Below are 22,045 nucleotides of genomic sequence, written 5' to 3' on the forward strand. Positions count from 1 at the left end.
GTAACACTAACGGTTAGTGTTTTGTAACCGTTACGGATGCGCACCTGATAGCGTCACTTCATGACCACGCCGACCGGACGCCGTGAGCGCAAGAAGGCCGCGACGCGCCAGAAGATCGCCGACACCGCCCTGCGGCTCTTCCTCGACCGCGGGTACGACGCGGTGGGGATCCGGGACGTCGCCGCCGAGGCCGACGTGGCCGTCACCACGCTCTTCTCCCACTTCGCCTCGAAGGAGGCCCTGGTCTTCGAGCGGGACGGCGACTTCGAGCAGCGCCTCACGCGGGCGGTCACCGACCGGGCCCCGGACGACCCGTTCGTCCCCGCGCTGCGCCGCGAGATCCACGCCATGGTCCGGCACTGCACGGCCGACGGCGCCGCCCCGGTCTACCGCATGATCGACGAGTCGCGTGCCCTGCGGGAGTACGAGGAGTCGATGAGGCTGCGGCACGCGGAGTCGCTGGCCGCGGCCCTCATCGCCGATCCCGGTCTGACGCGGAGCGACACGGCCTGCCGGACCCTCGCGAGGTTCGTGATCGCCGCCTACGCGCTGGCCCGGGACGCGGCCGACCCGGAGGCCGCCGTGGACGAGATCTTCGAGATGATCGAGGCGGCCTGGGCGGTGGCCTGACGTCCTGTCAGGAGCCGGCCGGACCTGTGATCGGCCATGGGCCCGGCGGGGGGCGAGGGCCGCGACCGGTGGCGGGTGAGGGGCGCGGGGCAGGGGCGGGCGAGAGGAGCCACTACCGCGCGGAACGTGAAGCGCGGCAGCCCCTGCTCGGGATCCAGCGCGGGCCGCGTACGCGCGGACGTCCGCGTCGGGATCGGGCGACGCCTCGGCGAGGGCGGGGACGGCCGGGTCGGCCAGCCCGTGCCGCCGGGCGTGACCTCGGCGTGCCCCAGGGGCCCGCCGGTCAGCGCCTCCAGGGGCCGGAACACGTCCGTGTTCTCCAGGTCGCGGCCGAGAAGTTCACCACCCACGTTCAGGAGCAGACAGGGCAGGTCCAGGGAGAGCGGAAGCCCGTTGAGGTGCCGCAGTCGCTCGATACAGAGCACGTCGGTGGGCACCACGTTGACCTGGCACATGCCGACGAGCGTGCCGTCCTGGGCGATGGCGTAGTGGTACCCCTCGCCGCTCGCCCACTTCGACTCCGACCGCGTGAGGAAGTCCCGGGCGGGCTGCTCACTGTGCTCGGCGACCCACGGCTCCCACGGGCGCAGATGGCTCAGGGACTCCTCGACCAGCGCGAACGCGGCAGCGAAGTCGCGCTGCCCCCGGCCAGCGGCGCAGGGTGAAGTCGCCGCACTCGATGAGGGGGCTCGGTCGTCGTACGACGGCCATGACTGTTGCGAAGGACCCTTCACCGCAACGGAGTTCGAGCCCGCGCGGCCGAGAAAACGGTTCGCGTCGGCGTCGGGCGAATGGGACGATCCGCGAGGTTCCTTCCGAGAGGTAGCTGTGATGTCCGTTGCCGCGTCCCAGTCGTCCGAGTCCGCCTCCGCTCCGGTCGTCCGCACGGCTGCCGGTGCGGTGCGTGGCAGCCGGGAGGAGGGCGTGGCCGTGTTCCGGGGCGTCCCGTTCGCCGAACCACCCGTCGGAGAGCTGCGGTTCGCCGCACCCCGGGCGGTGCGCGAGTGGGACGGGGAGCGGGAGGCCGTCGCGTACGGGCCGCCACCGCCCCAGGCCGGAGTGTTCGGGATGGACGCGCTGTCGCAGGCGGCACCCGGGGACGACTGGCTGACGGCGAACGTCTGGTCGCCCGATCCGGGCGCGGGTGCGGGGCTGCCGGTGATGGTGTGGATCCAGGGCGGCGCCTATGTGATCGGCATGTCCGGGCTGCCCGAGTACGACGGCGGCCGTCTCGCGCGCGAGGGCGGCGTCGTCGTCGTGACGTTCAACTACCGCGTCGGGATCGAGGGGTTCGCGCAGATCGACGGGGCACCGGCCAACCGGGGCCTGCTCGACCAGGTCGCCGCGCTGGAGTGGGTGCGCGACAACATCCGGGCGTTCGGCGGGGACCCGGACCGGGTCACCGTCTTCGGCCAGTCGGCGGGCGGCGGATCGGTCGCCGCGCTCTTGGTGATGGACCGGGCGCGGGGGCTGTTCCGGCGGGCCGTCGCGCAGAGCGTCCAGGGCACGTACTTCTCCCCGGAGCTCGCCGCCGACGTGACGGTCGCCTGCGCCGCCGAGCTGGCGCTGCGGCCCACGGCAGCGGACCTGGCCACCGTCGACCCGGTCCGGCTCGCCGCCACCGGCGACGCCGTCACCGCGAAGATCTCCCAGTGGGCGGAGCGCTGGGGCCGCCCCGCCCACCGGACGATCCCGTTCGCCGCCGTCGTCGACGGCGACGTCCTGCCCACCACGCCCTGGGAGGCGCTGGCCGCGGGGTCCGCCCGGGACATCGAGCTGATCGCCGGCCACGCGCGCGACGAGCACCGGCTGTTCGGCGCGATCGACGGCACGCTGGGCCAGGTCACCGAGGAGCAGGCCGAGGCGGCGCTGAGGATCCTCGCCCCCGCCCCCGACGGCCCCCGGCGCTACCGCGACGCGCTCCCCGACGCCGGACCGGACGAGCTGTACGAACGCGTCCACGCGGACTGGCTGTTCCGCATGCCCTCCCTGCGTCTCGCCGAGGCTCAGATCCAGGGCGGAGGCCGCGCCCACGTCTACGAACTGACCTGGTCCGCACCGGGCATGGGTGGCGTCCTCGGGGCCTGCCACGGCCTCGACGTGCCGCTCGTGTTCGGCAACCTGACCCACGGGCAGACCGCAGGGCTGCTCGGCGAAGGCCCCTCAGCGCAGGCCGAGTCGCTGTCGGCGCACATCCGGGGCGCGTGGACGGCGTTCGCCACCCACGGCGACCCGGGCTGGCCCGCGTACGACAGCGCACGGCGCCTGACCCGGCTCTTCGACACCCACCCGACCGTCGCCCCCGACCCGGAGAAGACTTCCCGCCTGCTGTGGCAGGACCACACCTTCGCGGCCCTGCCGCTGTTCGGCCAGTAGCGGCATGTGGACGCCGTGACGCGGCTCGTGGCGCGGCGGGTGAGTGATCCGCACACCGTCGCGGATCTGACCGCCGACGTCTTCCTCGCGGTGGGCGACTCCGCGGACGGATACCGTCCCGGGCTCGGCAGCGAGGCGGCCTGGCTGGTCGGGATCGGCCACAGCATCGTCCGCGCCGAGTACCGGCGCAGTTCGCGGCAGGCCGGACCCGGGGCCCGGATCGCGGGGCGGCGACTGCTCGACGACGACATCGCGCGGCTCGAGGAGACAAGGCCGCACCCTGCGACCCGATCCCGCGCACACACCCGCCCCAGACTGCGCCGACGCACCTGCGCCGGCCCGTCGGCGGACAGCACGGCGTGCTCGAACGCCTCGGCGTGGAGGACATTGACGTCCGCGTCGGCGAACGCACCGCGCCACTCGTACGTGATCGTCATGGGCGCGGCGCAGGCCGACGGCAGGAAGGAGCGGACTCCGTAGGATTCCCGGATGCCAAGCACCGAACACCGCCTGCAGGGCCCGCGCGTCGCCATACGGCGCGTCCGCCGTGAGGACTACGCCGAGATCGCGGCGCTGACGCGGGCCAGCGCCGACATGCTCGATCGCTGGTTGGGCGCGCGCGAGAACACCGCGGCCGCCTTCGAGCAGCGCCTCGCCCGGTTCGAAGAGCCCACCCACGAGGGCTTCGTGGTCTGTCTGCGCGCCACCGGGGAGATCGTGGGCGGCGTCAATGTGAACAACATCGTCCGGGGCAGCCTCCAGAGCGGCACTCTCGGATACACCGCCTACGCGTCCACGACCGGCCACGGCTATATGACGGAAGGCCTCGGGCTCGTCGTCCGGATCGCCTTCGGCCCGATGGAACTGCACCGTCTCGAGGCGAACATCCAGCCCGACAACACCGCCTCCTTGAACCTCGTCCGACGCCTGGGCTTCCGACGCGAGGGCTACTCGGCCGCGTTCCAGTTCGTCAACGGTGCATGGCGGGACCACGAGCGCTGGGCCCTCACCGCCAGATGACCTACGACGCGGCGGTGACGGCGCGCCGGTACGCGCGCGGCGGGACGCCCCGGCGGCGTACGAACTGTTCGCAGAGGACGGCCGCGCTGCCGTAGCCCACGCGGTGGGCGAAGGAGCGTTTGCTCATCGTGGCGCGGCGGGCCGGTTCCGCGACGGGGAGCGGCTCGTGGAGGTTCGCGCGGGACCAGGCGAGGATGTCGGCGCTCGACACCGAGCCGCACGTTCGCGTCCGTCGCCAGCGGCCCCAGCCGGTCGGCGCGCGGGCGAAGTCGAAACCGGGGAAGGCCGCCCCGCGAGGGGTGAACACCTCGCACACGACACCGACGGCGAGCATGCGGACTCCGGGCGGGGCCCACGCGGCGATGGACCTGAAGGGCGGCACGGGCGCGATGTGGCGCGCGGGGCGGTGATCCCGGGGCCGCAGGCAGCCCTGCCCCTCGGGACGTGCGGGCCCGCACCGGGGGCGATACACCTAGTGGCCGTCGCGCATCCGGAGGACGTACGCGGCGGTCAGCGCGACGGTCCGGTCCTCGTCCTCGGTCAGGTCCGTGAGGGCGCGTGCCGCCTCGGCCCCCGGGATCTCCGCGAGTGCCTGGGTGAGGCGCAGTCGCGCGGGCGCGTCCACGGCGTCGTCGGCGAGCAGGTCGACGAGCCTGGCCGTGATCCGCTCGGCAGACGCGGGCCCGCTCGCCAGCGCGCTGAGGGCGTCGGCCGCGTCGACGTCGTTCGCCTGCGCGACGACCATGTCGACGAGCGTCGGCACCGCGTCGGCGACCCCGCGGGCCCCGAGCGCCAGCGCCGCGCACCTGCGGACCACGAGGTCGGCGCTCGCGAGGGCGTCCCGTAGCACCGCGGTCGCCTCGGCGTGCGGGATCTCGGCGATGGACTGGACGGCACGCTCGCGCACGTCGGCGACCGGTGAACCGAGAGCCTGAGCCAGGAGCGGCAGGCCGCCGTCGGCCGATTGCGCCAGCGCCCAACGGAGAGCCCCGGCGACGCTCGGGTCCGACTCGCGCAGCACCGCCTCGACCAGGGCCTCCACGGGCACCGGAACCCCGTCGACCGAGGACAGGGCGGCGCGCTGACGCTGCCCCGGGCTCTGCGACCCCAAGGCCTGGAGGAGCGCCACGGTCTGCAGGACGTCCCCCCAGCCGGCGGGCTCCGCGGCACCGATCCGCCGGAGCCGCGTGAGCAGCGCCGTCTCCTGCGCGATGCGTTCGCGCGTCCGGTGCACGAGGTCGGCGATGAGGGAGGCGGGCGTGAAGCAGGGGTCGTCGAGCGCGGACCCGACCTCACGCAGCGAAAGCCCCAGCGCCCGCAGGCTCTCGATGTGGAAGATGCGCCGGATGTCCTCGGCCGCGTACTCCCGATAGCCGCCGCCGGTGCGCCCCGTCGGCCGCAGCAGGCCCAACGACTCGTAGTGCCTGAGCATGCGGGCGCTGACCCCCGACCGCCGGGCCACCTCACCGATCAGCACTGCGCCTCACCCCTCACGTCTCACTCCTCCTGAATCGCCGTGCCGAGAACCATGACGCGCTTCGCCTCTTCGAGCGCGAACGCGAAACCGGCGTCCGGATCGCGAGCCAGCCGCTCCGTGGCGATCGCGTGCTCGCGCACGCGCGGGTCGGGAGCCGTCGTCGCGGCGCGCAGAGTCGGCGCAGCCGCATCACCGAGCGCGATCAACGCCCGGCTGAGACTCAGCTGCGTCTCGTGTCCGCCGCGCCCCAGCTGCGTCGCGAGCACCGTGGCCAGCCCGGCCTCCGCGCCTTCCGGTACGAGCACGACGGCCGCCCGCCAAGCGCTCCGCGCCACCTCGTCGTCGGCGTCGGACAGGAGCGCCCGCGTGAGCGCGGGCCAGGCCCGCCCGTCGCCGATCTTGGACAGGGTGTGCAGCGCCTGGCTCCGTGCCTGCGCGCGCTCCGAGCGGAGTTGCAGGAGCAGTGCCGGAACCGTCAGGGACGCCGCGTGGCGGGTGAGGGCCCACGTCAGCATTTCGCGTACGGAGAAATCGGGCTCGATCCCGCACCGCTCGACGAGCTTGTCCAGGAAACGCGGGTCGGGGTTCGTGCCGACCGCGAGCGCCGCCCGCAGCCGCAGGGACGAGTCGCAGTCCTCAAGGCCCCTGAGGGCTCGCGTCGCATCCGTGTCCTGTGTCGGCAGGGTCATCGGGACCACCTCCTTGGCGCAGTGATGACCTTGACCGCAGTGAAGACCTTGTCACGGTGTCAAGGTCAAGCGCGCCGCGGCTGAGCTCCGCTCGCGAAGGCGAGTAGGTGCGGCACCGCCTCGCGCAGGCTCCCGACGTGGCGGTGCGCGCCGGCCACCGCGAAGGGAGCGTTGACGCCCCACACGGTCATCCCGGCCCGGAGCCGGGCCTTGACTCCGGCCGGCGGCCACCTCGTGGACGGTGGCGGGGGCGAGGCCGTAGCGCGCGGCCCACGCCTTCCGGGCCTGGCGCTGGTTCGCGACGGCGTCGATCAACGTGCCGTCGACGTCGAACAGCCCGTACGCAGCGGAACGGGGCTGTGCGAGGTCGCTGGTCACGGGTCGATCATGCCATCAGCCCGCGGGGCGGCAGGCTCCCGCCCGTTGAGCCGTCGCCCGCCCGTCGGACTCCTCGGACCTCAGGCTCCCGCCTTGTCGTCCTGTCGGCGCACCGGCTCGTTCACCGCGCGCGTCCTGGCGCCATCGAGCTCGGCCGGCTCGGCCGTCACCTCGGCGACTGTCCTTTTGTCCGTCGTCCCGGCCACGCCGGCCTCCTGTCCGTCCTGGGCGGGTTCACCCCAGTGCGGAAGTCGGCGCGGTCGTCCTCGGGAGAGTCAGGAGAAGTCGAGGACCAGCCTGCCCCGCAGCCCGCCGGACTCCAGCATGCGGTGGGCCTTGGCCGCCTCGTCGGCGGGCAGCACCTCGGCCACGCGCAGCGTCAGGGTGCCGTCCTCGGCCTGGCGGCGCAGCGTGTCGAGGCGCTCGGTGTCGGTGAGGGCGTCGGCCACCATCACCGGATGCACCCGGATGCCGCGCGCGGCCGGTCCGGACCAGCCCCGCAGCTCGGCCAGCGCCCCGCCGTCGGCGACGGCGGGCACCGTGTCGGTGGTCTGCAGGGAACCGTCCACGAGGCCGGGGACACCGTCGGGGGCCAGTGCGCGGATGCGGTCGGCGACCCCGGAGCCGCGCTCGACGACGTGGTCGGCGCCGAAGCCGCGCACCGCCTCGACGTCGTGGCGGGCGGCGTCCGCGATCACGGTCAGGCCGTCGGCCTTCGCCAGCTCGACCGCGTACCCGCCGACGGCACCCGCGGCACCTGTCACGGCGACGGTCCCGCCGTGCGGCAAGGCCAGCGCGTCCAGGGCGAGGCGCGCGGTCATGGCGTTCATGAGGAGGGTGGCCGCGGCGGGGAAGTCCGCGCCCTCGGGTGCCGGAACCACGGACGCTGCCGGGACGACGATCCGCTCGGCGTAGGCCCCGCCGCGCGGGCCGGTGAACAGGACCAGGGCGACGACCCGTTGACCCACGCGGAGCCGGTCGTCAGCCCCGGGGCCGACCTGGTCGATCACTCCGGCGGCGTCCATGCCGGGCACGAACGGGGGCCGCCGGTCGGGCATGCGGACGGCGTGGCCTCCGGTACGCAGCATCACGTCCGTGGGGTTGACGGCGGCCGCGTGCACGCGGATGCGGACCTCGCCGGGGCCCGCCTGCGGTTCGGGCAGATCCAGGACCCGCAGTGCTTCCGGGCCGCCGTAGTCATGGACACCTATGGCTCTCATGCCGCCCTGCAACTCCGGGTGTCCGGACGGTATTCCGCGCGGGTCGACCAGGGCCTGTCCGACGGGTCGAGTGTCCTCCGGGCGCGGGACCGCCCCGGTACGGGGGCGTACGCCGTACCGGGGCGGGAAGGATCAGGTCTTTACTACGGCCAGTACACCGACTTGAACAGGCGCAGCGGCCCGTCCTGGGAGCCCGCGACCATTTTTGTGTAGGGGCCGTCGCACCCGTCTTCCGTGAAGAGCCACACCGTCTGCACGGTGCTGTTGATGGGACTGAAGGCGTTCAGCAGTGGCTTGTCTTCGACCTGGGGGATCTGGTGGCAGACCTCCGTCTTAGGGCTGACGATCTCTCCGTAGTTCGTTTGGCCGGGGAGACCCCACTGGTACTTGAAGATGCCGGCGGCGTCGGCGTGGGCCGCCGAGGTGGGGATCGTGACGGCGAGGGCGAGGGCGCCGAGAGCGGCGCCGACGGTATGGCGAAGACGCATGGGGGATTCCCTTGCTTGGCGGACGTTGACCGGCGGCCAACCATCCAGTGGGAATCTTGTCCCCTGGCCGGGCACCTGTTGAGTGATCGTTTCAGCGCAAAGGAGTGATCCCGGGGCGTGCGGAGGTGTCATCTGCAGAAGGAGTGCAGGGTTGGGCGCTCCGCCATCCGAGTCACCTCCCGATGCGCGCCGGTGGGTCAGGAGTGCAGCCACAGGTAGAGGGCGGCGACGGTGGCGTGAAAGACGTACGCCCTCTTGTCGAAGCGCATGGCCACGGCCCGGTGGATCTTCAACCGGTTGATCATCCGTTCGACTTCGTGCCTGCGCGTGTAGCGTGCCGCATCGAATCCGGTGGGCCTGCCCCCGTTGCTGCCCGGGCGTTGCCGGTGGGCCCGTTGGTCGCGGCGTTCGGGCATGGTGTGCTTGGTCTGCCGACGCCGCAGATACCGGCGGTTGCGGCGGGAGCTGTACGCCTTGTCACCGGCGAGATGGTCCGGCCGGGTGCGGGGGCGACCACCGGCCGGGCGGAGCACGCGAATGCGCTCCAGGACCGGGATCATCTGCGGGGCATCGCCCCACTGCCCTGGCGTGAGCAGCATCGCCAACGGCCGCAGCGCGCCCTCACCGACCGGGTGGATCTTCGTCGTCAAGCCGCCGCGTGAGCGGCCGAGGGCTTCGTCGGGCCGGTGCTGGGCAGGCCGGGTTCGTTTGCCGGGCTTGTGCGGTGCCTGTCGGCGGGCACCGGCCGCGTGCTGGTGAGCGCGGCACACGGTCGAGTCCACGCTCACCGACGACCAGTCGATACGTACTCCGGCGTCGGCTACTTGCTGCTCGGCATGGACATCGAGAAGGCCACCGGCCGCACCTGGCACGTCGAGGTGCGCGAGCGGCTCCTGAAGCCGCTCGGGCTGCGGCACACGTACCACCCGGACGACTCGGCCCGCATCAGGACGCCGCACGCCCGCGGCTACCAGCGCTTCGCCACCGAGCCCGAGCTGGTGGACGTCACCCTCCTGAAGGGCGCCAACGCCTCGGGCGGCCTGGTCGGTACCACCGCCGACCTGAACCGCTGCTTCCACGCCCTGCTCGCAGGCAAGGTCCTGAAACCCGCTCAGCTCAAGGAGATGGAGCGCACCGTCCCACTGAACAAGGAGTTCCAAGTGCCCTACCCCGGGGCGCGCTACGGCCTCGGACTCCTGAAGGGCAGGCTGCCGTGCGGGGGCTGGTACTGGAGCCACGGCGGGGACGAACTCGGCTATACGAGCCGCGACGCCGTCAGTGACGACGGGAGCGTCGCCGTCACCGCCTCGATGTCCACCGAGTGGAGCACGTCGGCCGCGGACACCCTGCCCCAGCACCGGGCCGTGACGCGCATGGTCACACGGGCGCTGTGCGACCGGCGCAACTTGCCATAGCAGCAACATTAGTTGTCGATCTGGCGCTCGTCGTCACAACCTGATGTCCGGCCGACGGGCCCTCGTACACCATCAGGAGGACAGGCGATGAACACCCGCGAAGACGTCGCAACGGCACCGGTCACGGGCGGCGACGCGCCGCTCAACAACCGTGTCCACCACGTCCGCTCCGACGAGTTGGACGGCTACGCAGCCATCAGCGGCGGCACGGTCGGCTCCAGGAGGCTGTGGATGGGGCGGGTCGAGAACCCGCCGCTGAGCGCGACGGACAACCATCACCACGGCGCGTCGGAGGCGGGGATCTACGTGGTCAGCGGCCACCCCGTGTTCGTCTTCCACGACGGTACGCAGGAGGTGCGGATCACCGCGGACCCCGGCGACTTCGTGCTCGTGCCGCCGTTCGTCCCGCACCGTGAGGAGAACCCCGACCCGGACGAGCCCGTGGTCGTCGTGATCGCGCGGACCACGCAGGAACCGATCAAGGTCTCGGTGCCCGAGCTGTACCAGCACACCGGCGCGGAAGCACAGCCGTAGCCCCGAGCCGCGGTGTCCATCCGGCCTGCCCCCGTTCTCGAAGGGGGCCGGCCGGATGGGCCGTTGCCTGCGGTGTTCCTAGCCTCGGGGCATGATCATTCGTCGATTGTTGTGGTCAGTCGGCGCGTTGGCGCTCGCTGCTTCGGCGCTGCCGTCCGCGGTGGCATCGGCACTGCCCCGCCCCGCCGCCGAGGGCCGGCCCGCGCAAGGCGACGCCGGACAGCGCGAAGCCCCGCACCCCGGGCAGCGCGAAGCCCTGCAACGGGACGCCGACGCCCTGCGCGACGCGGGCGTCACGGGCGTGGCCGTGCGCCTCGAAACCCCGCGCGGCTCCTTCGAGGCCCGGTCCGGAGTGCGCGACCTGAAGACCGGGCGACCGGTCCCGCGGGACGGCTACCTGCGGCTCGGCAGCATCACGAAGACGTACGTCGCCACCGTCGTGATGCAACTCGTGGGCGAGCGGCGGCTTTCCCTCGACCAGTCGGTGGACGAGATCCTTCCCGGTGTCGTCTCCGGCTCCGGGAACGACGGGCGCGCCCTCACCGTCCGCGATCTGCTGCGGCACACCAGCGGTCTGTACGACTACACGCGCGACGTCTTCCCCGACCCCAGCGCCCGGACCTACTTCGCCAAGCGTCGGCAGACCTACCGGCCCGAGCAGTTGGTGGCCCTGGCCGTGCGTCACGAGCCGGAGTTCGCCGCGGGCAAGGGCTGGGCCTACTCCAACACCAACTACGTGCTCGCCGGAATGATCATCGAGAAGCTGACCGGCCGGACCTGGGAACGGGAGGTCGAGGACCGCGTGCTGCGCCCCCTCGGGCTGCGGCGGACGGACACCGGCACGTCGCCGTTCCTGCCGGGCCCGCACACGGTGAACTACCAGCAGTTCGCCGCGGGCGGCCCGAGGATCGACACCACGTACCCCTACCGCCCCTTCGACAGCGGCGCCGACGGCTCGATGACCGGCACGGCACACGAGGCGAACCGCTTCTTCTCCGCCCTCGCCGCAGGACGCCTCCTCGGGCCCGCCGAGCTGGCCGCCATGCGGACCACCGTCCCGGTGCCGCCGGACAGCGGCCACCCGGCGGGGACCGAGGACGGCCTCGGCCTCTTCTCCACCCCGCTGTCCTGCGGCGGGAGCTACCTCGGGCACGGGGGCAGCGGCTTCGGCTACGTCATGCGGACCGCCACCACCCCGGACGGCAGGCGCACCGTCACCGTCTCCGCGCACAGCCGCTCGGCGGAGCCGAAGGCCGCGGCCCGGCAGGAGGACGTCCTGCGTGAGCTGGTCGACAACGCTCTGTGCCGCAGCGCGGGGTGACGGGCCGCGCGGGCCCCAGCCGTGTCACGGGAACGTGAGGGTCCCGTCCTTCGGGATCACCAGGTACCAGCGCAGCGACGTGTCGTCGTACGGGCCGCAGGCCAGCACACGGACGTCGACGGGGTCCGGTGCGAGCAGCGGGAAGTACATCGGGCGCACGTCGTCCTCCGGGGCCGGCTCCGTCGGCGCGGGTGCCGGGGCGTCCCAGAACGCCGCGACGCCCGGAGCGGCGCGCACCGTCCCGACGACCTCGTCGAGGCGGGTGTTGTCCGGCCAGCGCTGCCAGGCCAGGCGCAGCCGGGTGAGCAGCGGCACGGCCCAGCTGCTGTCCCAGTCCCGCAGCTGGTAGCGGGCCTCCTGCGAGAACGCCCAGGTCATGACGTTCGCGCCGGGGCGCACCAGCCAGGGGCAGTGGCGGGCGGCGACGGTGTTGGCGTCGACCACGTCCCAGGCCTGGTCGCAGAGGAAGCTGACGTGGCGCTGCTCGCGCATGAGCTGGACGAGCGCGGGGTCGAGCGCGCCGCCCGATCCGGTCCCTGGCCCCGCGCCTTCCTCCGTCCCCGCGGGTGCCGTGTCGGGGCGGCGCGCCGGGGGCTCGTGGCCCGTGCCCCGGTGCAGTGCGGCCGTCTGGCGCGGGGACAGATCCAGGATCCGGGCGATCCCGGCGATCATCTCGCGGCCGTACCTGCGGTCCTCGCCCTTCTCCAGCGCCCGGTACCAGCGCTCGGAGACGCCGAGCAGCAGCGCGATGTCGAGCTGTGTGAGGTAGCTGCGGTGGCCGCGCGCGGGTGCGATGCCGGGCACCCGTGCGGGGTCACGGGCCATGCGCCAGGAGCGGAGCATGCGGCCGAGGTCCTCGCGTCGCGCGTTCGTCAAGGGTAAAGACCTCGCAAAGATGATGGGGCTGATCAGGGGTTTTTCGGTACGGGCGGTGGATTCGCGGCCTTTCGGCGCAGGTGGCAGGATCGCATGCCGGACTCCCTCACCGGAACCTCATGGTTCCGGAACGCCACCGTTCCGATCTTGGGCGCGGTACGACGTCCAGGGTGGGCCCGGTCGGCACGGCCGGCGGCGCCAACGACGCTCCGCCACCGACCCCGCGCCCTGACCTACGGAGAAACGACCGATGACCTACTTCCTGCCGGAAACCGACCCCGTCCTGACCGCAGCGCGCGGTCTCGCCCTCGTCCACCCCGACAAGGTCGAGGTCAACGCCGCGCCGCTGTTCCTGCGGGCCCGCGCCCCGCACCCCGACCGGCGGGTGGCGCTGGTGTCCGGCGGCGGCTCGGGGCACGAGCCGCTGCACACCGGTCTGCTCGGACGCGGCGGTCTGGACGCGGTGTGCCCCGGTGAGGTGTTCGCCTCCCCGCACAACCGGCAGATCTACGAGGCCGGTGTCGCCGCCGCCAGGAGCGAGGGCGTCCTCCTGATCGTCAAGAACTACACGGGCGACGTGATCAACTTCCAGATCGCGGCCGAGCGTCTGCGGCACGACGGCATCCCGGTCGCCACCGTCCTCGTCGACGACGACCTGGCCACCGACGCCGCCGACAGCGCCACCGGCCGCCGCGGCACCGCCGCGACCGTGGTCGTGGAGAAGCTGCTCGGCGCCGCCGCCGACCGGGGCGCGTCCCTGGTGGAACTCCAGGAGCTCGGCACCCGCGTCGTGGCCCGGTCCCGCAGCATCGCCGTCGCGGCCCGCGCCCAGACCTCGCCCACGACGTCGGCGCCCGCCTTCACCCTGGACGCCGGAGTCCTGGACTACGGCGTCGGCATCCACGGCGAGCGCGGCACCCGCACCATCGCGAGGCCCCCGGTCGACGACCTCGTCCGGCGGATGGCCGACGACCTGCTCGACGCGCTTCCGGCGGGCCCCGACGAGGTCCTTGCCCTGGTCAACGGCCTCGGCGCCACCACCGACCTCGAACTGCACGCCGTGAGCGTCCTGCTGACCGAGCGGCTCGCCGAGCGCGGCCTGCGCCCCGTCCTCACCGTCGCGGGGACCTACACCTCCGCCCTGGACATGTCCGGGTTCTCGCTCACCCTCACCCGCCTCGACGAGGGCTGGGCGGACCTGTGGACGGCACCGGCCGAAACGCCCCTCACCCTGCCCCGTCCCCTGGGCGCCGACAGTGCCGCCACGGCACCGGAGCGGTCCGCGACCACCACCTCGGTCGCCGAGCCCGCGCCCGCCCTCGCCGCCGGCAGCCGCGAAGTGCTCGACCGCTACGCGGACATCGTGGCCCAGGTCCGCGACAACCTCACCAAGCTCGACCAGCTCGTCGGCGACGGCGACTTCGGCGACAACCTCTCCGGCGGCGTCCGGCGCGCGGTGAAGCTCGCCGACGAGTCGGGCGCCGACGGCGTGGCCGCGCTCGCCGAGGCGTTCCTCAACGACGTCGGCGGCACCAGCGGCCCCCTGTTCGGCCTGCTCTTCCAGCACCTGGCGGCCGCCGAGCCCGGCGCCGGGCGGGCGCCGTCCGTCGCGGCCCTCGCCGAGGCCACGGCGGGCGCGCAGGCCGCGATCCACCGCGTGGGCGGGGCGCAGGTGGGCGACTGCACCATCGTCGACGCGCTGGCGCCCGCCGCCGAGTCCCTGGCCGCCGCGGCCGAGGGCGGGCCCGCGGACGGTTCGGAGAACGCGCAGGCGCCGCTGACCACCGCCGCGCAGGCCGCGATCCGCGGCGCCCTCTCCACCGCTTCGCTGCGTCCCCGGCGCGGCCGCGCGAGCTACGTCGGCGACCACGCGCTCGGCGTGCCGGACCCGGGCGCGCTCGCCGTCGCCCTGCTCTTCGTCGCGCTCGCCGACATCCACGAGCCCACGATGGCCACCCGTCTCCCCGCCCCCGGGTACGTGACCGTGCTCTGACCCGGCCCGGCCGGATACCGCCCTGCCCAGGTGAGCCGTGTCTCACCTGGGCAGGGCCACTTGTCTATGCAACGAGTTGCATAGAAGGATTCGGGCATGGCGCTCGAGCACGCGATCCTCGTCTCCCTCCTTGAGAAGCCGGGCTCCGGTTATGAGTTGGCCCGGCGCTTCGACCGGTCCATCGGCTACTTCTGGGCCGCGACCCACCAGCAGATCTACCGCGTCCTCAAGCGCATGGAGAACGACGGCTGGGTCGACGTCCGCGAGGTGGCGCAGCCGGACCGGCCGGACAAGAAGGAGTACTCCGTCGCCGCGGCAGGGCGGACGGCGCTCTCCCGGTGGCTGCACGAGCCGATCGAGCCGGAGAGCGTCCGGCACGAGCTGGCCGTGAAGATCCGCGGCGCCGCCTTCGACGACCCGGCCGCCCTGATCGACGAGGTGGAGCGCCACCGCCGAGCGCACGCCGACCGGCTCGCGCACTACCTCGCGGGTCAGCGGCGCGACTTCACCGGCCCCGAGGCCCCAGAGGCGCGCGACGCCGGTCAGGAGCTTCAGCACGTCGTCCTGCGCGGCGGCATCGCGTACGAACGCATGACGCTCGCCTGGCTCGACGACGTGATCACGACCCTGCGACGACTCGGCGAACTCGGCCGCCCCGGCCCCGAGCGCTGAACCGGGCGCGAGCGCCCTTGCCCGAAGTTCCTCTCCCCGAAGCCCTCCCTCAACTCCCGAGCCGGAAAGGCGAACCGCCATGGCCGACCAGCTGCTGTTCAACCCGCGCACGTACGACCCGACCCACTTCGACGCCGAGACGCGCAGGCTCCTTCGCGCGACCGTCGACTGGTTCGAGGCGCGCGGCAAGCGCAAGCTGATCGAGGACTACCGCTCCCGCGCCTGGCTGGCGGACTTCCTCGCCTTCTCCGCGAAGGAAGGTCTGTTCGCGACCTTCCTCACCCCGGCGGCGGACGCCCAGGAAGGCCACGGCGACAAGCGCTGGGACACCGCCCGGATCGCCGCCCTCAATGAGATCTTCGGCTTCTACGGCCTCGACTACTGGTACGCCTGGCAGGTGACCATCCTCGGCCTCGGCCCGGTCTGGCAGAGCGACAACGCCGCCGCCCGCGCCCGCGCCGCCGAACTCCTCAGCCAGGGCGAGGTGTTCGCCTTCGGCCTGTCCGAGAAGACCCACGGCGCCGACATCTACTCCACCGACATGCTCCTGGAGCCCGACGGCCAGGGCGGGTTCCGGGCCAGCGGCTCCAAGTACTACATCGGCAACGGCAACGCCGCCGGTCTCGTCTCCGTCTTCGGCCGCCGCACCGACGTCGAGGGCCCCGACGGCTACGTCTTCTTCGCCGCCGACAGCCGCCACGAGGCGTACCACCTGGTCAAGAACGTCGTCGACTCCTCCAAGTACGTCAGCGAGTTCCGCCTGGAGGACTACCCGGTCGCGGCCGCCGACGTCCTGCACACCGGCCGTGCCGCCTTCGACGCCGCCCTCAACACCGTCAACGTCGGCAAGTTCAACCTCTGCACCGGCGCGATCGGCATCTGCGAGCACGCGATGTACGAGGCCGTCACGCACGCCCACAACCGCATCCTGTACGGCCGTCCCGTCACCGCCTTCCCGCACGTGCGCCGGGAGCTGACCGACGCCTACGTCCGCCTCGTCGGCATGAAGCTGTTCAGTGACCGCGCCGTGGACTACTTCCGCTCCGCGGGCCCCGACGACCGCCGCTACCTCCTCTTCAACCCGATGACGAAGATGAAGGTGACCACGGAGGGCGAGAAGGTCATCGACCTGATGTGGGACGTCATCGCGGCCAAGGGCTTCGAGAAGGACACCTACTTCGCCCAGGCCGCGACCGAGATCCGCGGCCTGCCGAAGCTGGAGGGCACGGTCCACGTCAACCTCGCCCTGATCCTGAAGTTCATGGGCAACCACCTCCTGAACCCGGCCGAGTACGCGCCCGTGCCCACCCGCCTGGACGCGACCGACGACGACTTCCTGTTCCGGCAGGGCCCCGCCCGCGGCCTCGGCGCCATCCGCTTCCACGACTGGCGCACCGCCTTCGACGCCTACGCCGAGGTGCCGAACGTCGCCCGCTTCCGCGAACAGGCCGACGCGCTCTGCGAGTTCGTCACCACCGCGGCCCCCGACGAGAAGCAGAGCCGCGACCTCGACCTGCTGCTCGCCGTCGGCCAGCTGTTCGCGCTCGTCGTGCACGGCCAGCTGATCCTGGAGCAGGCCCGCCTGACCGGCCTGGAGCAGGACGTGCTCGACGAGCTGTTCGCCGTGCTCGTCCGGGACTTCTCCGCGTACGCCGTCGAGCTGCACGGCAAGGACTCCGCCACCGGGGCGCAGCAGGCCTGGGCGCTCGGCGCGGTCCGTCGCCCGGTCGTCGACGAGGCGCGCTCGGCGCGGGTCTGGGAGCGGGTCGAGGCGCTGGCCGGGGCCTACGAGATGGCGCCCTAGCCCTGCGGGCCGACGGCGAGGTGCCTGGCCGCGTGGGGTCGCGGCCAGGCACCGTGGCGCTGTGACAGTGCGGGGTGCTACGGACGTTTGCGCGCGGGGGAGGTGACTACCGCGCGTCGACCAGGGTGCGGCCGTCGGTCGGGAAGCGCGCTGCGGCGCCGTTGCGGTAGGCCGCCTCGACGCGGGCCTGCTCGGCCGCGTCGGGGACCGCGTTCTTGCAGCTGGTACCGGCGCTGGAGCCCGACATCAGCTGGGAGCACGGGCCGGGCTTGGTGTCCGGCAGGCCCAGATTGTGGCCGAGCTCGTGGGCGGCGATGCGGGTCTTGTCGTGCCCGTCCGTGACCGCCTGCTGGCCGAGTTGGACCTGGGCCCTGCCGCCGGGGCGGACCGGGCCGAGGGTGGCCTGCGGCCAGCCGCTGGTGGCCACGATCTGGATCTCGGCGCGGGTGCCGGGCGGGGCCTCGACGAGCTTGACGTTGTCGACGTTGGAGTTCCACGAGGCGACTCCGGCCGCGATGGCCGCCTCCCAGCCGGCGGCGCGGCTGTCGTCATAGCGGAGCGTCACGACGGCCGACGCCTTCTTCGCCGCGTCCGGTTCGGGCGCGGACAGGGCGTTCGCGGCGGGCGCCAGGGTCAGGGCGACCGCCGCGGCGGTGCCGGCTATTCCTAGCCGTATGTAGTGCACCATTGCTTTCCCTTCACTTGTGGGGGGGGCTCGGCTCCGTGCGGGGCCGAGAGTGTGGGGAGAGGGTGCGGCGGTCTCAGGGCTTGCGTGCCACCGCCCCGTACATGGCGATGTCCCGGTCGCGGACGTCCCGCTGTCCGCTGCCGGGCCGCCATTTGTGGACCTGGGTCACTCCGGGCTCGACCAGGTCGAGCCCGTCGAACAACGCTGTGGTGGTCGGCAGGTCGCGGAGCACCATGGGCATGTTCTGCCGGGCGTACTCCTCGGCGACGCGGCCGACCTCCTCCGGCGCGAAGTCGGCGGTGCCGATGGTCATCGCCAGGTAGCTGCCGGAGGGGAGCGGGTCGAGGAGGCGCCGCACCAGCCGCCCGTCGTCGGGCGGCAGGATGAAGTGCAGCATGCCGATGATCATCAGGCCCACCGGCTGGTTCAGGTCGAGGAGTTCGCGCATCTCCGGGCTGTCGAGGATGGCGTCGGGGTCGTGCATGTCGGCGTCCACGTACGCGGTCGCGCCCTCGGGGCTGCTCTGCAGCAGGGCGCGGGCGTGGGTGAGGACGATGGGGTCGTTGTCGACGTAGACCACGCGGGCATCCGGGGTGACTTCCTGCACCACCTCGTGCAGGTTGGGGGCGGTGGGCAGCCCGGTCCCGATGTCGAGGAACTGCCGAATTCCCCTGTCCTTGGCCAGGAAGCGCCCCGCGCGGTGCATGAACCGCCGGTTCTCCAGCATGTGCACCGGCAGCGACGGCCAGTGCCGGCACATGGCGTCGCCCGCCTCGACGTCCACGAGGTAGTGGTCCTTGCCGCCCAAAATGTAGTCGTACACCCGAGCGGAGTGCGCTGTTGAGGTGTCGACTCGATCCAGGGGGCTGGACATGCGTGGGCTCCGTTCCTCGCTGTGGTGGGTCGTGCCAGACGGTACAGCGCTGAACCTCTGCGCGAACAGCGGCCTCACGGCCAACAAAGGGGAAGTCCACGGCAGTTGTGCGCGAGCGGGGCCGACGAGGCTCCGCGATGCCGCCGAAGCCGGCGCACCGCGTGTCCGATTCACGCGCTTGTCGACAAGTCGCCCGCTCGCCACGCTGGCCGCTTCCGCCAGGCAGGGAGACACATGACGCCCTTCAGCAAGCAGCCCGACCACACCGAACACCTCGACCGGATCCGCGTCGACCTCGCCGAGCTGCGGCAGCAGGTCAACGACCAGCGACACGCCGTCGACCAGGCCCGCCAGGACGCCGACGCCGCCATCACCACCGGCCTCGCCGAGCTCCGGGCCGTCGTCCGCCAGGGCCTCGACCGGGGCCACGACACCCTCCGCGACCCGCTCGCGACCCTCGGCGCGGAACTGGTCGCCATCCGCGCCGCACTGAACGACATCAGCCGTGGACAGCGGCGGGCCGAAGAGTCACCGCGCGCCCCCGAGGAACCGCCGTGCGGAGCCGACGAGGCCGGGCGGCAGGAGGGAGAGTCCGTGCGTCACGACGAAGCCGACCGCGGCCACGTCGACCTGCTCCGCAAGGCCGCGGGGATCTCCGCCGCGAAGGTCACGGTGCACCGCGACACCTGGGCCTTCCTCGTCGCACACGCCGGGCAGGACCGGCACTTCCGCATCCCCGGCGACGTCAAGGAGGAGCAGGGCGCCGTCACGGTCGACGTCTCCGGTCTCAGCCTGGTCGCGGCCCTCACCAGCCTGCGCGCCGTCGAGCACGCCCCAGGCGTCGACCCCGGCACTGCGGCCATCGCCCACCACCTGTACGAGCGCATCGCCGCGACCGTGCGCTCCCTGACCGCCTCACCGCGCCCCGGCGCCGAACCCGTCCAGATCCTCATCGACGACCGTGCGGCACCCGTCACCGACGAGGACCAGCCATCGGACTCGCCGCAACCTTGAAGTGACCGTGACCGTGACCGTGTGCACGGCCGAGGCCCGGCTGTCGCGACGGCTGCTGCCGCGCCCGTGCCGTTCAGGCGCCGGTGCTGTTCGCCGTGTTGAGCCACACGCCGATCGTGGGCAGGGCCTCGGGACCGCTGTCCTGCTCCACGGTGCCGACGAGGTCCGCGATGGACACGGCCCGTAGGGACGCCCGCCAGGCGGCTTCGGCGGCGGCCATCGTGCGCGCGACAGGGCATGCCTTGGCGCAGTCCTCCGGTGGGGTCCCGAACGGGCCCCGCTGGCGGATCTCGGTGCACACGAACGCCGGGCCCGCCCCGTCGACCGCCTGGACCACGTCCAGGACGGTGATCTCGGTGGCGGGCCTGGTCAGGACGTATCCACCGGTCTTGCCCTGGACCGACTCGACGAGGCCCGCGCGGGACAGGGCCTGCATCTGCTTGGCCAGGTAGCTGGGGGAGACGTCGTGCAGCTCGGCCAGCCGGGCCGCAGGGACCGGCTCGCTCGCCGCGGTCAGCACCACGCAGCAGTGCACCGCCCACTCCACGCCGCCGGACATCTTCATGTGCTCTCCCCGTGTGACGCGCTCGCCCCGCTTGACCCGGACACAGACTATCCGAGTATTATCTCGGACATTAGATATCCGAGTTAATGGCGTCGGGTGACGCCACCGCGGCGCTCGGTTCACGGAAGGGCACGATCATGAAGATCACCGTCATCGGCGGCACCGGCCTCATCGGATCGCAGCTGGTCTCCAGGCTCCGTGAGGCCGGGCACGAAGTGGTCGCCTCGTCCCTGTCGACCGGGCTCGACCTGCTCACCGGCGCGGGCCTCGACGAGGCGCTCGACGGCGCGGACACGGTCGTGAACGTGTCGAACTCGCCCACGTTCGACGAGGCCTCCCCGGCGTTCTTCCGCACCAGCATGGAGAACCTGCTGGCCGCGGGGGAGCGCGCGGGCGTCACCCATCAGGTCGTCCTCTCCATCGTCGGCGTCGACCAGGTGCCCCAGCTGGACTACTACCGCGCGAAGGTGCTCCAGGAAGAGCTGCTGCGCGGCGGACCCACGCCCTACTCGATCGTGCGCGCCACCCAGTTCTACGAGTTCATGGACGCGGTCATGTCCTGGACCTGCGACGACGAGACCGTCCGGCTGCCCGCCACCCCCGTCCAGCCCATCGCCGCGGCCGACGTGGTCGCCGCCCTCGCCGACGTCGCCACCGCCCCGCCGCTCAACGGCATCCTCGACGTCGCGGGCCCCGACGCCTTCTGCCTGGACGACCTCGGCCGCCTCACCCTGGAGCACCGCAAGGACCCGCGCACCGTCGTCACCGACGACAAGGCGGGCATGTTCGCCGCCATCGAGGGCGACGTCCTCGTCCCGCAGTCCGGCGCGCGCCTGGCCGCCACTCGCTACGAGGACTGGCTCGGCACTTCGCGGTAGCCGGCGCCGGAACGCCGTCCCGCGCCCGGGCCGGGTGGCCGCACCCGGCCCGGGCGCTCAGTTCTCGGTCCCGGCCGGTTCGGCGTCGCCCTGGCGGATCTCGTCGAGCGACTCCTGGAGCAGCGCCTTGGCGCGGGTGAACCAGTCCGCCAGTACGGCGACCTCGTCCGGGCCGTAGTCGGCGAACAGCAGGCCCAGGCGCCGATAGAAGGGCCCGTACACCTCCAGGACGCGGCTCCGCGCGGACTCCTCCATGGTCACGTGGACACGCCTGCGGTCCTTCGGGTCGGCCTGGCGCCGTACGTAACCGGCCTTCTCCAGGCGGTTGAGGACCCCGGTCACCGCTCCCGTGGTCAGCCGGGCGCGCTCGGCCAGATCGCCCGCCACGAGGGACTCGCCGGCGTCGGCCGCCTCGATGAGGAAGCCGAGACAGGTGAGGTCCGTGACGTTGAGGCCCATGCGCCGGGCGATGTCCTGCTGCCCGAACTGGGCCGTCGCGATCATCCGGTCCATCGCGTACAGCGCCTGGTCGGCCGTCGCCGCCGGGCGCTTCTTGCCCTGCACCACAGATCCCCTTAGCATCTAAGTAAATTATCTCGCGAGGTAAGACGTATGGGCGCGGGTGCGTCCCGATCACCCGTCACAGCATCCCATTCCCGAGGAGACGGCCATGAGCATGCACGGAGACCACGACATGGGCCACACGGTCGCGGGCTGGACGGGCACCTGTACGGCCGTGCTCGGCGGCGCGGTGGCGGGCGTGGCGCTCGCCGCCGACTCGACCGGGGGACTGGTCGCGGGCGGCGCCGTCGTCGTCCTCGCCGCAGTCGTCACCTGGGTGCTGCACCTCGCCGGGTGGGGCAAGCCCTCGGGGCCGCGGCCGGTCGCGCAGCACCCGTGGCGGATCCGCGACACGGCGGCGCGCGGCGGGCACCCCGACTGCCTCGGCTGCCGCCTGGCGGGGCGGAAGGGGGCAGTGGTGCCGGTCGCCGCGCCGACTGAGGTGTCCGCCGATGACGTGACCGCTGTCGCCGTGGCCGCCGCTGCGGCAGAGCGCGCGCCCGCGGTGGAACGCGTACCGGCGGAGGAGCGCGTACCGGCGGCGCAGCGTTCGTAGCCGCGAGGGCCTGGGC

The 22,045-nt window shown here is 72.7% G+C and carries 25 protein-coding genes and 2 pseudogenes; 13 read left to right on the top strand and 14 right to left on the bottom strand.

The window, feature by feature from the left end:
* Nucleotides 1-60 precede the first annotated feature (60 nt).
* Nucleotides 61-630, top strand: a complete 570-nt coding sequence (locus QUY26_RS38730; RefSeq protein ID WP_289955128.1) for a TetR/AcrR family transcriptional regulator — start codon at nt 61-63, stop codon at nt 628-630.
* Here the strand turns inward: QUY26_RS38730 and QUY26_RS38735 are convergent.
* Nucleotides 543-1,364, bottom strand: coding sequence for a hypothetical protein (locus tag QUY26_RS38735; protein WP_289955130.1), 822 nt, complete (start codon nt 1,362-1,364; stop codon nt 543-545). The genes QUY26_RS38730 and QUY26_RS38735 overlap by 88 nt on opposite strands.
* 97 nt (nt 1,365-1,461) lie before the next feature.
* Between QUY26_RS38735 and QUY26_RS38740 the strand changes: the two genes are divergently transcribed.
* The 3 genes from QUY26_RS38740 to QUY26_RS38750 are packed head-to-tail and all read left to right on the top strand — an operon-like array spanning nt 1,462 to nt 4,026.
* Nucleotides 1,462-3,006: a carboxylesterase/lipase family protein gene (locus QUY26_RS38740; RefSeq protein WP_289955132.1), complete on the top strand. Its 1,545-nt coding sequence runs from the start codon at nt 1,462-1,464 to the stop codon at nt 3,004-3,006.
* A 6-nt stretch (nt 3,007-3,012) separates the two neighbouring features.
* On the top strand, nt 3,013-3,486 hold the full coding sequence (locus QUY26_RS41260) for an RNA polymerase sigma factor (protein ID WP_436840469.1): 474 nt from the start codon (nt 3,013-3,015) through the stop codon (nt 3,484-3,486).
* A gap of 9 nt (nt 3,487-3,495) precedes the next feature.
* The gene (locus QUY26_RS38750) at nt 3,496-4,026 is read left to right on the top strand and encodes a GNAT family N-acetyltransferase (protein ID WP_289955134.1); all 531 of its coding nucleotides are present in this window, start codon (nt 3,496-3,498) and stop codon (nt 4,024-4,026) included.
* Nucleotide 4,027: 1 nt separating this feature from the next.
* Here QUY26_RS38750 and QUY26_RS38755 read toward each other — a convergent pair whose 3' ends face one another.
* From QUY26_RS38755 to QUY26_RS38790, 8 genes and pseudogenes are all read right to left on the bottom strand, one after another.
* Nucleotides 4,028-4,408: a hypothetical protein gene (locus QUY26_RS38755; RefSeq protein ID WP_289955135.1), complete on the bottom strand. Its 381-nt coding sequence runs from the start codon at nt 4,406-4,408 to the stop codon at nt 4,028-4,030.
* A 90-nt stretch (nt 4,409-4,498) separates the two neighbouring features.
* Entirely contained in the window at nt 4,499-5,503 is a 1,005-nt protein-coding gene (locus QUY26_RS38760; protein WP_289955137.1) for a HEAT repeat domain-containing protein, read from the bottom strand.
* A 20-nt stretch (nt 5,504-5,523) separates the two neighbouring features.
* Entirely contained in the window at nt 5,524-6,192 is a 669-nt protein-coding gene (locus QUY26_RS38765) for a HEAT repeat domain-containing protein (protein ID WP_289955140.1), read from the bottom strand.
* Nucleotides 6,193-6,257: 65 nt separating this feature from the next.
* Nucleotides 6,258-6,416, bottom strand: a pseudogene (locus QUY26_RS41265) (phosphatase); the annotation flags it as partial.
* A 234-nt stretch (nt 6,417-6,650) separates the two neighbouring features.
* Nucleotides 6,651-6,776, bottom strand: coding sequence for a hypothetical protein (locus QUY26_RS38775; RefSeq protein ID WP_289955143.1), 126 nt, complete (start codon nt 6,774-6,776; stop codon nt 6,651-6,653).
* A 69-nt stretch (nt 6,777-6,845) separates the two neighbouring features.
* Entirely contained in the window at nt 6,846-7,790 is a 945-nt protein-coding gene (locus QUY26_RS38780) for an NADP-dependent oxidoreductase (protein ID WP_289955147.1), read from the bottom strand.
* Nucleotides 7,791-7,933: 143 nt separating this feature from the next.
* Entirely contained in the window at nt 7,934-8,278 is a 345-nt protein-coding gene (locus QUY26_RS38785) for a hypothetical protein (RefSeq protein WP_289955148.1), read from the bottom strand.
* 197 nt (nt 8,279-8,475) lie between these two features.
* Nucleotides 8,476-9,108 (bottom strand): annotated as a pseudogene (locus tag QUY26_RS38790) (IS5 family transposase); the annotation flags it as partial.
* Between the two features lie 6 nt (nt 9,109-9,114).
* Here QUY26_RS38790 and QUY26_RS38795 point away from each other — a divergent pair.
* The 3 genes from QUY26_RS38795 to QUY26_RS38805 all read left to right on the top strand — a co-directional run bounded on the left by QUY26_RS38795 (nt 9,115) and on the right by QUY26_RS38805 (nt 11,548).
* Complete coding sequence (locus QUY26_RS38795) at nt 9,115-9,693, top strand: serine hydrolase domain-containing protein (RefSeq protein WP_289955149.1); 579 nt, start codon at nt 9,115-9,117, stop codon at nt 9,691-9,693.
* 87 nt (nt 9,694-9,780) lie between these two features.
* Entirely contained in the window at nt 9,781-10,227 is a 447-nt protein-coding gene (locus QUY26_RS38800; RefSeq protein WP_289955151.1) for a cupin domain-containing protein, read from the top strand.
* 91 nt (nt 10,228-10,318) lie between these two features.
* Nucleotides 10,319-11,548, top strand: coding sequence for a serine hydrolase domain-containing protein (locus QUY26_RS38805; protein ID WP_289955152.1), 1,230 nt, complete (start codon nt 10,319-10,321; stop codon nt 11,546-11,548).
* 24 nt (nt 11,549-11,572) lie between these two features.
* Here QUY26_RS38805 and QUY26_RS38810 read toward each other — a convergent pair whose 3' ends face one another.
* Nucleotides 11,573-12,424, bottom strand: a complete 852-nt coding sequence (locus tag QUY26_RS38810) for a helix-turn-helix domain-containing protein (RefSeq protein ID WP_289955154.1) — start codon at nt 12,422-12,424, stop codon at nt 11,573-11,575.
* 250 nt (nt 12,425-12,674) lie between these two features.
* Here QUY26_RS38810 and QUY26_RS38815 point away from each other — a divergent pair, with 250 nt between their 5' ends.
* The 3 genes from QUY26_RS38815 (at nt 12,675) to QUY26_RS38825 (ending at nt 16,893) form a co-directional block, all read left to right on the top strand.
* Nucleotides 12,675-14,417, top strand: a complete 1,743-nt coding sequence (locus QUY26_RS38815; RefSeq protein WP_289955156.1) for a dihydroxyacetone kinase family protein — start codon at nt 12,675-12,677, stop codon at nt 14,415-14,417.
* 96 nt (nt 14,418-14,513) lie between these two features.
* Entirely contained in the window at nt 14,514-15,089 is a 576-nt protein-coding gene (locus QUY26_RS38820) for a PadR family transcriptional regulator (protein ID WP_289955158.1), read from the top strand.
* Nucleotides 15,090-15,168: 79 nt separating this feature from the next.
* Nucleotides 15,169-16,893 carry an acyl-CoA dehydrogenase family protein gene (locus QUY26_RS38825; protein ID WP_289955160.1) on the top strand — a complete coding sequence of 575 codons (1,725 nt, stop codon included), beginning with the start codon at nt 15,169-15,171 and terminating at the stop codon, nt 16,891-16,893.
* Nucleotides 16,894-16,999: 106 nt separating this feature from the next.
* Here QUY26_RS38825 and QUY26_RS38830 read toward each other — a convergent pair whose 3' ends face one another.
* Nucleotides 17,000-17,581, bottom strand: coding sequence for a snapalysin family zinc-dependent metalloprotease (locus QUY26_RS38830; protein ID WP_289955162.1), 582 nt, complete (start codon nt 17,579-17,581; stop codon nt 17,000-17,002).
* A 73-nt stretch (nt 17,582-17,654) separates the two neighbouring features.
* Complete coding sequence (locus tag QUY26_RS38835) at nt 17,655-18,455, bottom strand: SAM-dependent methyltransferase (RefSeq protein WP_289955164.1); 801 nt, start codon at nt 18,453-18,455, stop codon at nt 17,655-17,657.
* Nucleotides 18,456-18,689: 234 nt separating this feature from the next.
* Between QUY26_RS38835 and QUY26_RS38840 the strand changes: the two genes are divergently transcribed.
* Nucleotides 18,690-19,469, top strand: coding sequence for a hypothetical protein (locus QUY26_RS38840; RefSeq protein WP_289955166.1), 780 nt, complete (start codon nt 18,690-18,692; stop codon nt 19,467-19,469).
* 73 nt (nt 19,470-19,542) lie between these two features.
* On the opposite strand, the gene QUY26_RS38845 is transcribed toward QUY26_RS38840, so the two are convergent.
* Nucleotides 19,543-20,034, bottom strand: a complete 492-nt coding sequence (locus QUY26_RS38845; RefSeq protein WP_289955168.1) for an RrF2 family transcriptional regulator — start codon at nt 20,032-20,034, stop codon at nt 19,543-19,545.
* Nucleotides 20,035-20,171: 137 nt separating this feature from the next.
* On the opposite strand from QUY26_RS38845, the gene QUY26_RS38850 reads away from it, so the two are divergent.
* Complete coding sequence (locus QUY26_RS38850; RefSeq protein WP_289955170.1) at nt 20,172-20,912, top strand: SDR family oxidoreductase; 741 nt, start codon at nt 20,172-20,174, stop codon at nt 20,910-20,912.
* Nucleotides 20,913-20,969: 57 nt separating this feature from the next.
* On the opposite strand, the gene QUY26_RS38855 is transcribed toward QUY26_RS38850, so the two are convergent.
* Nucleotides 20,970-21,494, bottom strand: coding sequence for a MarR family transcriptional regulator (locus QUY26_RS38855; RefSeq protein ID WP_289955172.1), 525 nt, complete (start codon nt 21,492-21,494; stop codon nt 20,970-20,972).
* An 88-nt stretch (nt 21,495-21,582) separates the two neighbouring features.
* Between QUY26_RS38855 and QUY26_RS38860 the strand changes: the two genes are divergently transcribed.
* On the top strand, nt 21,583-22,029 hold the full coding sequence (locus QUY26_RS38860) for an HGxxPAAW family protein (protein ID WP_289955173.1): 447 nt from the start codon (nt 21,583-21,585) through the stop codon (nt 22,027-22,029).
* Nucleotides 22,030-22,045: the final 16 nt, after the last annotated feature.

Origin of the sequence: Streptomyces flavofungini, assembly GCF_030388665.1 — a bacterium.
GTDB lineage: Bacteria > Actinomycetota > Actinomycetes > Streptomycetales > Streptomycetaceae > Streptomyces > Streptomyces flavofungini_A.

Bases quoted from the DNA above. Each gene is read 5' to 3' on its own strand.
- QUY26_RS38730 (WP_289955128.1), top strand. From the start codon at position 61: ATGACCACGCCGACCGGACGCCGTGAGCGCAAGAAGGCCGCGACGCGC.
- QUY26_RS38740 (WP_289955132.1), top strand. From the start codon at position 1,462: ATGTCCGTTGCCGCGTCCCAGTCGTCCGAGTCCGCCTCCGCTCCGGTC.
- QUY26_RS38750 (WP_289955134.1), top strand. From the start codon at position 3,496: ATGCCAAGCACCGAACACCGCCTGCAGGGCCCGCGCGTCGCCATACGG.
- QUY26_RS38765 (WP_289955140.1), bottom strand. From the start codon at position 6,192: ATGACCCTGCCGACACAGGACACGGATGCGACGCGAGCCCTCAGGGGC.
- QUY26_RS38780 (WP_289955147.1), bottom strand. From the start codon at position 7,790: ATGAGAGCCATAGGTGTCCATGACTACGGCGGCCCGGAAGCACTGCGG.
- QUY26_RS38785 (WP_289955148.1), bottom strand. From the start codon at position 8,278: ATGCGTCTTCGCCATACCGTCGGCGCCGCTCTCGGCGCCCTCGCCCTC.
- QUY26_RS38795 (WP_289955149.1), top strand. From the start codon at position 9,115: ATGGACATCGAGAAGGCCACCGGCCGCACCTGGCACGTCGAGGTGCGC.
- QUY26_RS38800 (WP_289955151.1), top strand. From the start codon at position 9,781: ATGAACACCCGCGAAGACGTCGCAACGGCACCGGTCACGGGCGGCGAC.
- QUY26_RS38805 (WP_289955152.1), top strand. From the start codon at position 10,319: ATGATCATTCGTCGATTGTTGTGGTCAGTCGGCGCGTTGGCGCTCGCT.
- QUY26_RS38815 (WP_289955156.1), top strand. From the start codon at position 12,675: ATGACCTACTTCCTGCCGGAAACCGACCCCGTCCTGACCGCAGCGCGC.
- QUY26_RS38820 (WP_289955158.1), top strand. From the start codon at position 14,514: ATGGCGCTCGAGCACGCGATCCTCGTCTCCCTCCTTGAGAAGCCGGGC.
- QUY26_RS38825 (WP_289955160.1), top strand. From the start codon at position 15,169: ATGGCCGACCAGCTGCTGTTCAACCCGCGCACGTACGACCCGACCCAC.
- QUY26_RS38830 (WP_289955162.1), bottom strand. From the start codon at position 17,581: ATGGTGCACTACATACGGCTAGGAATAGCCGGCACCGCCGCGGCGGTC.
- QUY26_RS38835 (WP_289955164.1), bottom strand. From the start codon at position 18,455: ATGTCCAGCCCCCTGGATCGAGTCGACACCTCAACAGCGCACTCCGCT.
- QUY26_RS38840 (WP_289955166.1), top strand. From the start codon at position 18,690: ATGACGCCCTTCAGCAAGCAGCCCGACCACACCGAACACCTCGACCGG.
- QUY26_RS38845 (WP_289955168.1), bottom strand. From the start codon at position 20,034: ATGAAGATGTCCGGCGGCGTGGAGTGGGCGGTGCACTGCTGCGTGGTG.
- QUY26_RS38850 (WP_289955170.1), top strand. From the start codon at position 20,172: ATGAAGATCACCGTCATCGGCGGCACCGGCCTCATCGGATCGCAGCTG.
- QUY26_RS38855 (WP_289955172.1), bottom strand. From the start codon at position 21,494: ATGCTAAGGGGATCTGTGGTGCAGGGCAAGAAGCGCCCGGCGGCGACG.
- QUY26_RS38860 (WP_289955173.1), top strand. From the start codon at position 21,583: ATGAGCATGCACGGAGACCACGACATGGGCCACACGGTCGCGGGCTGG.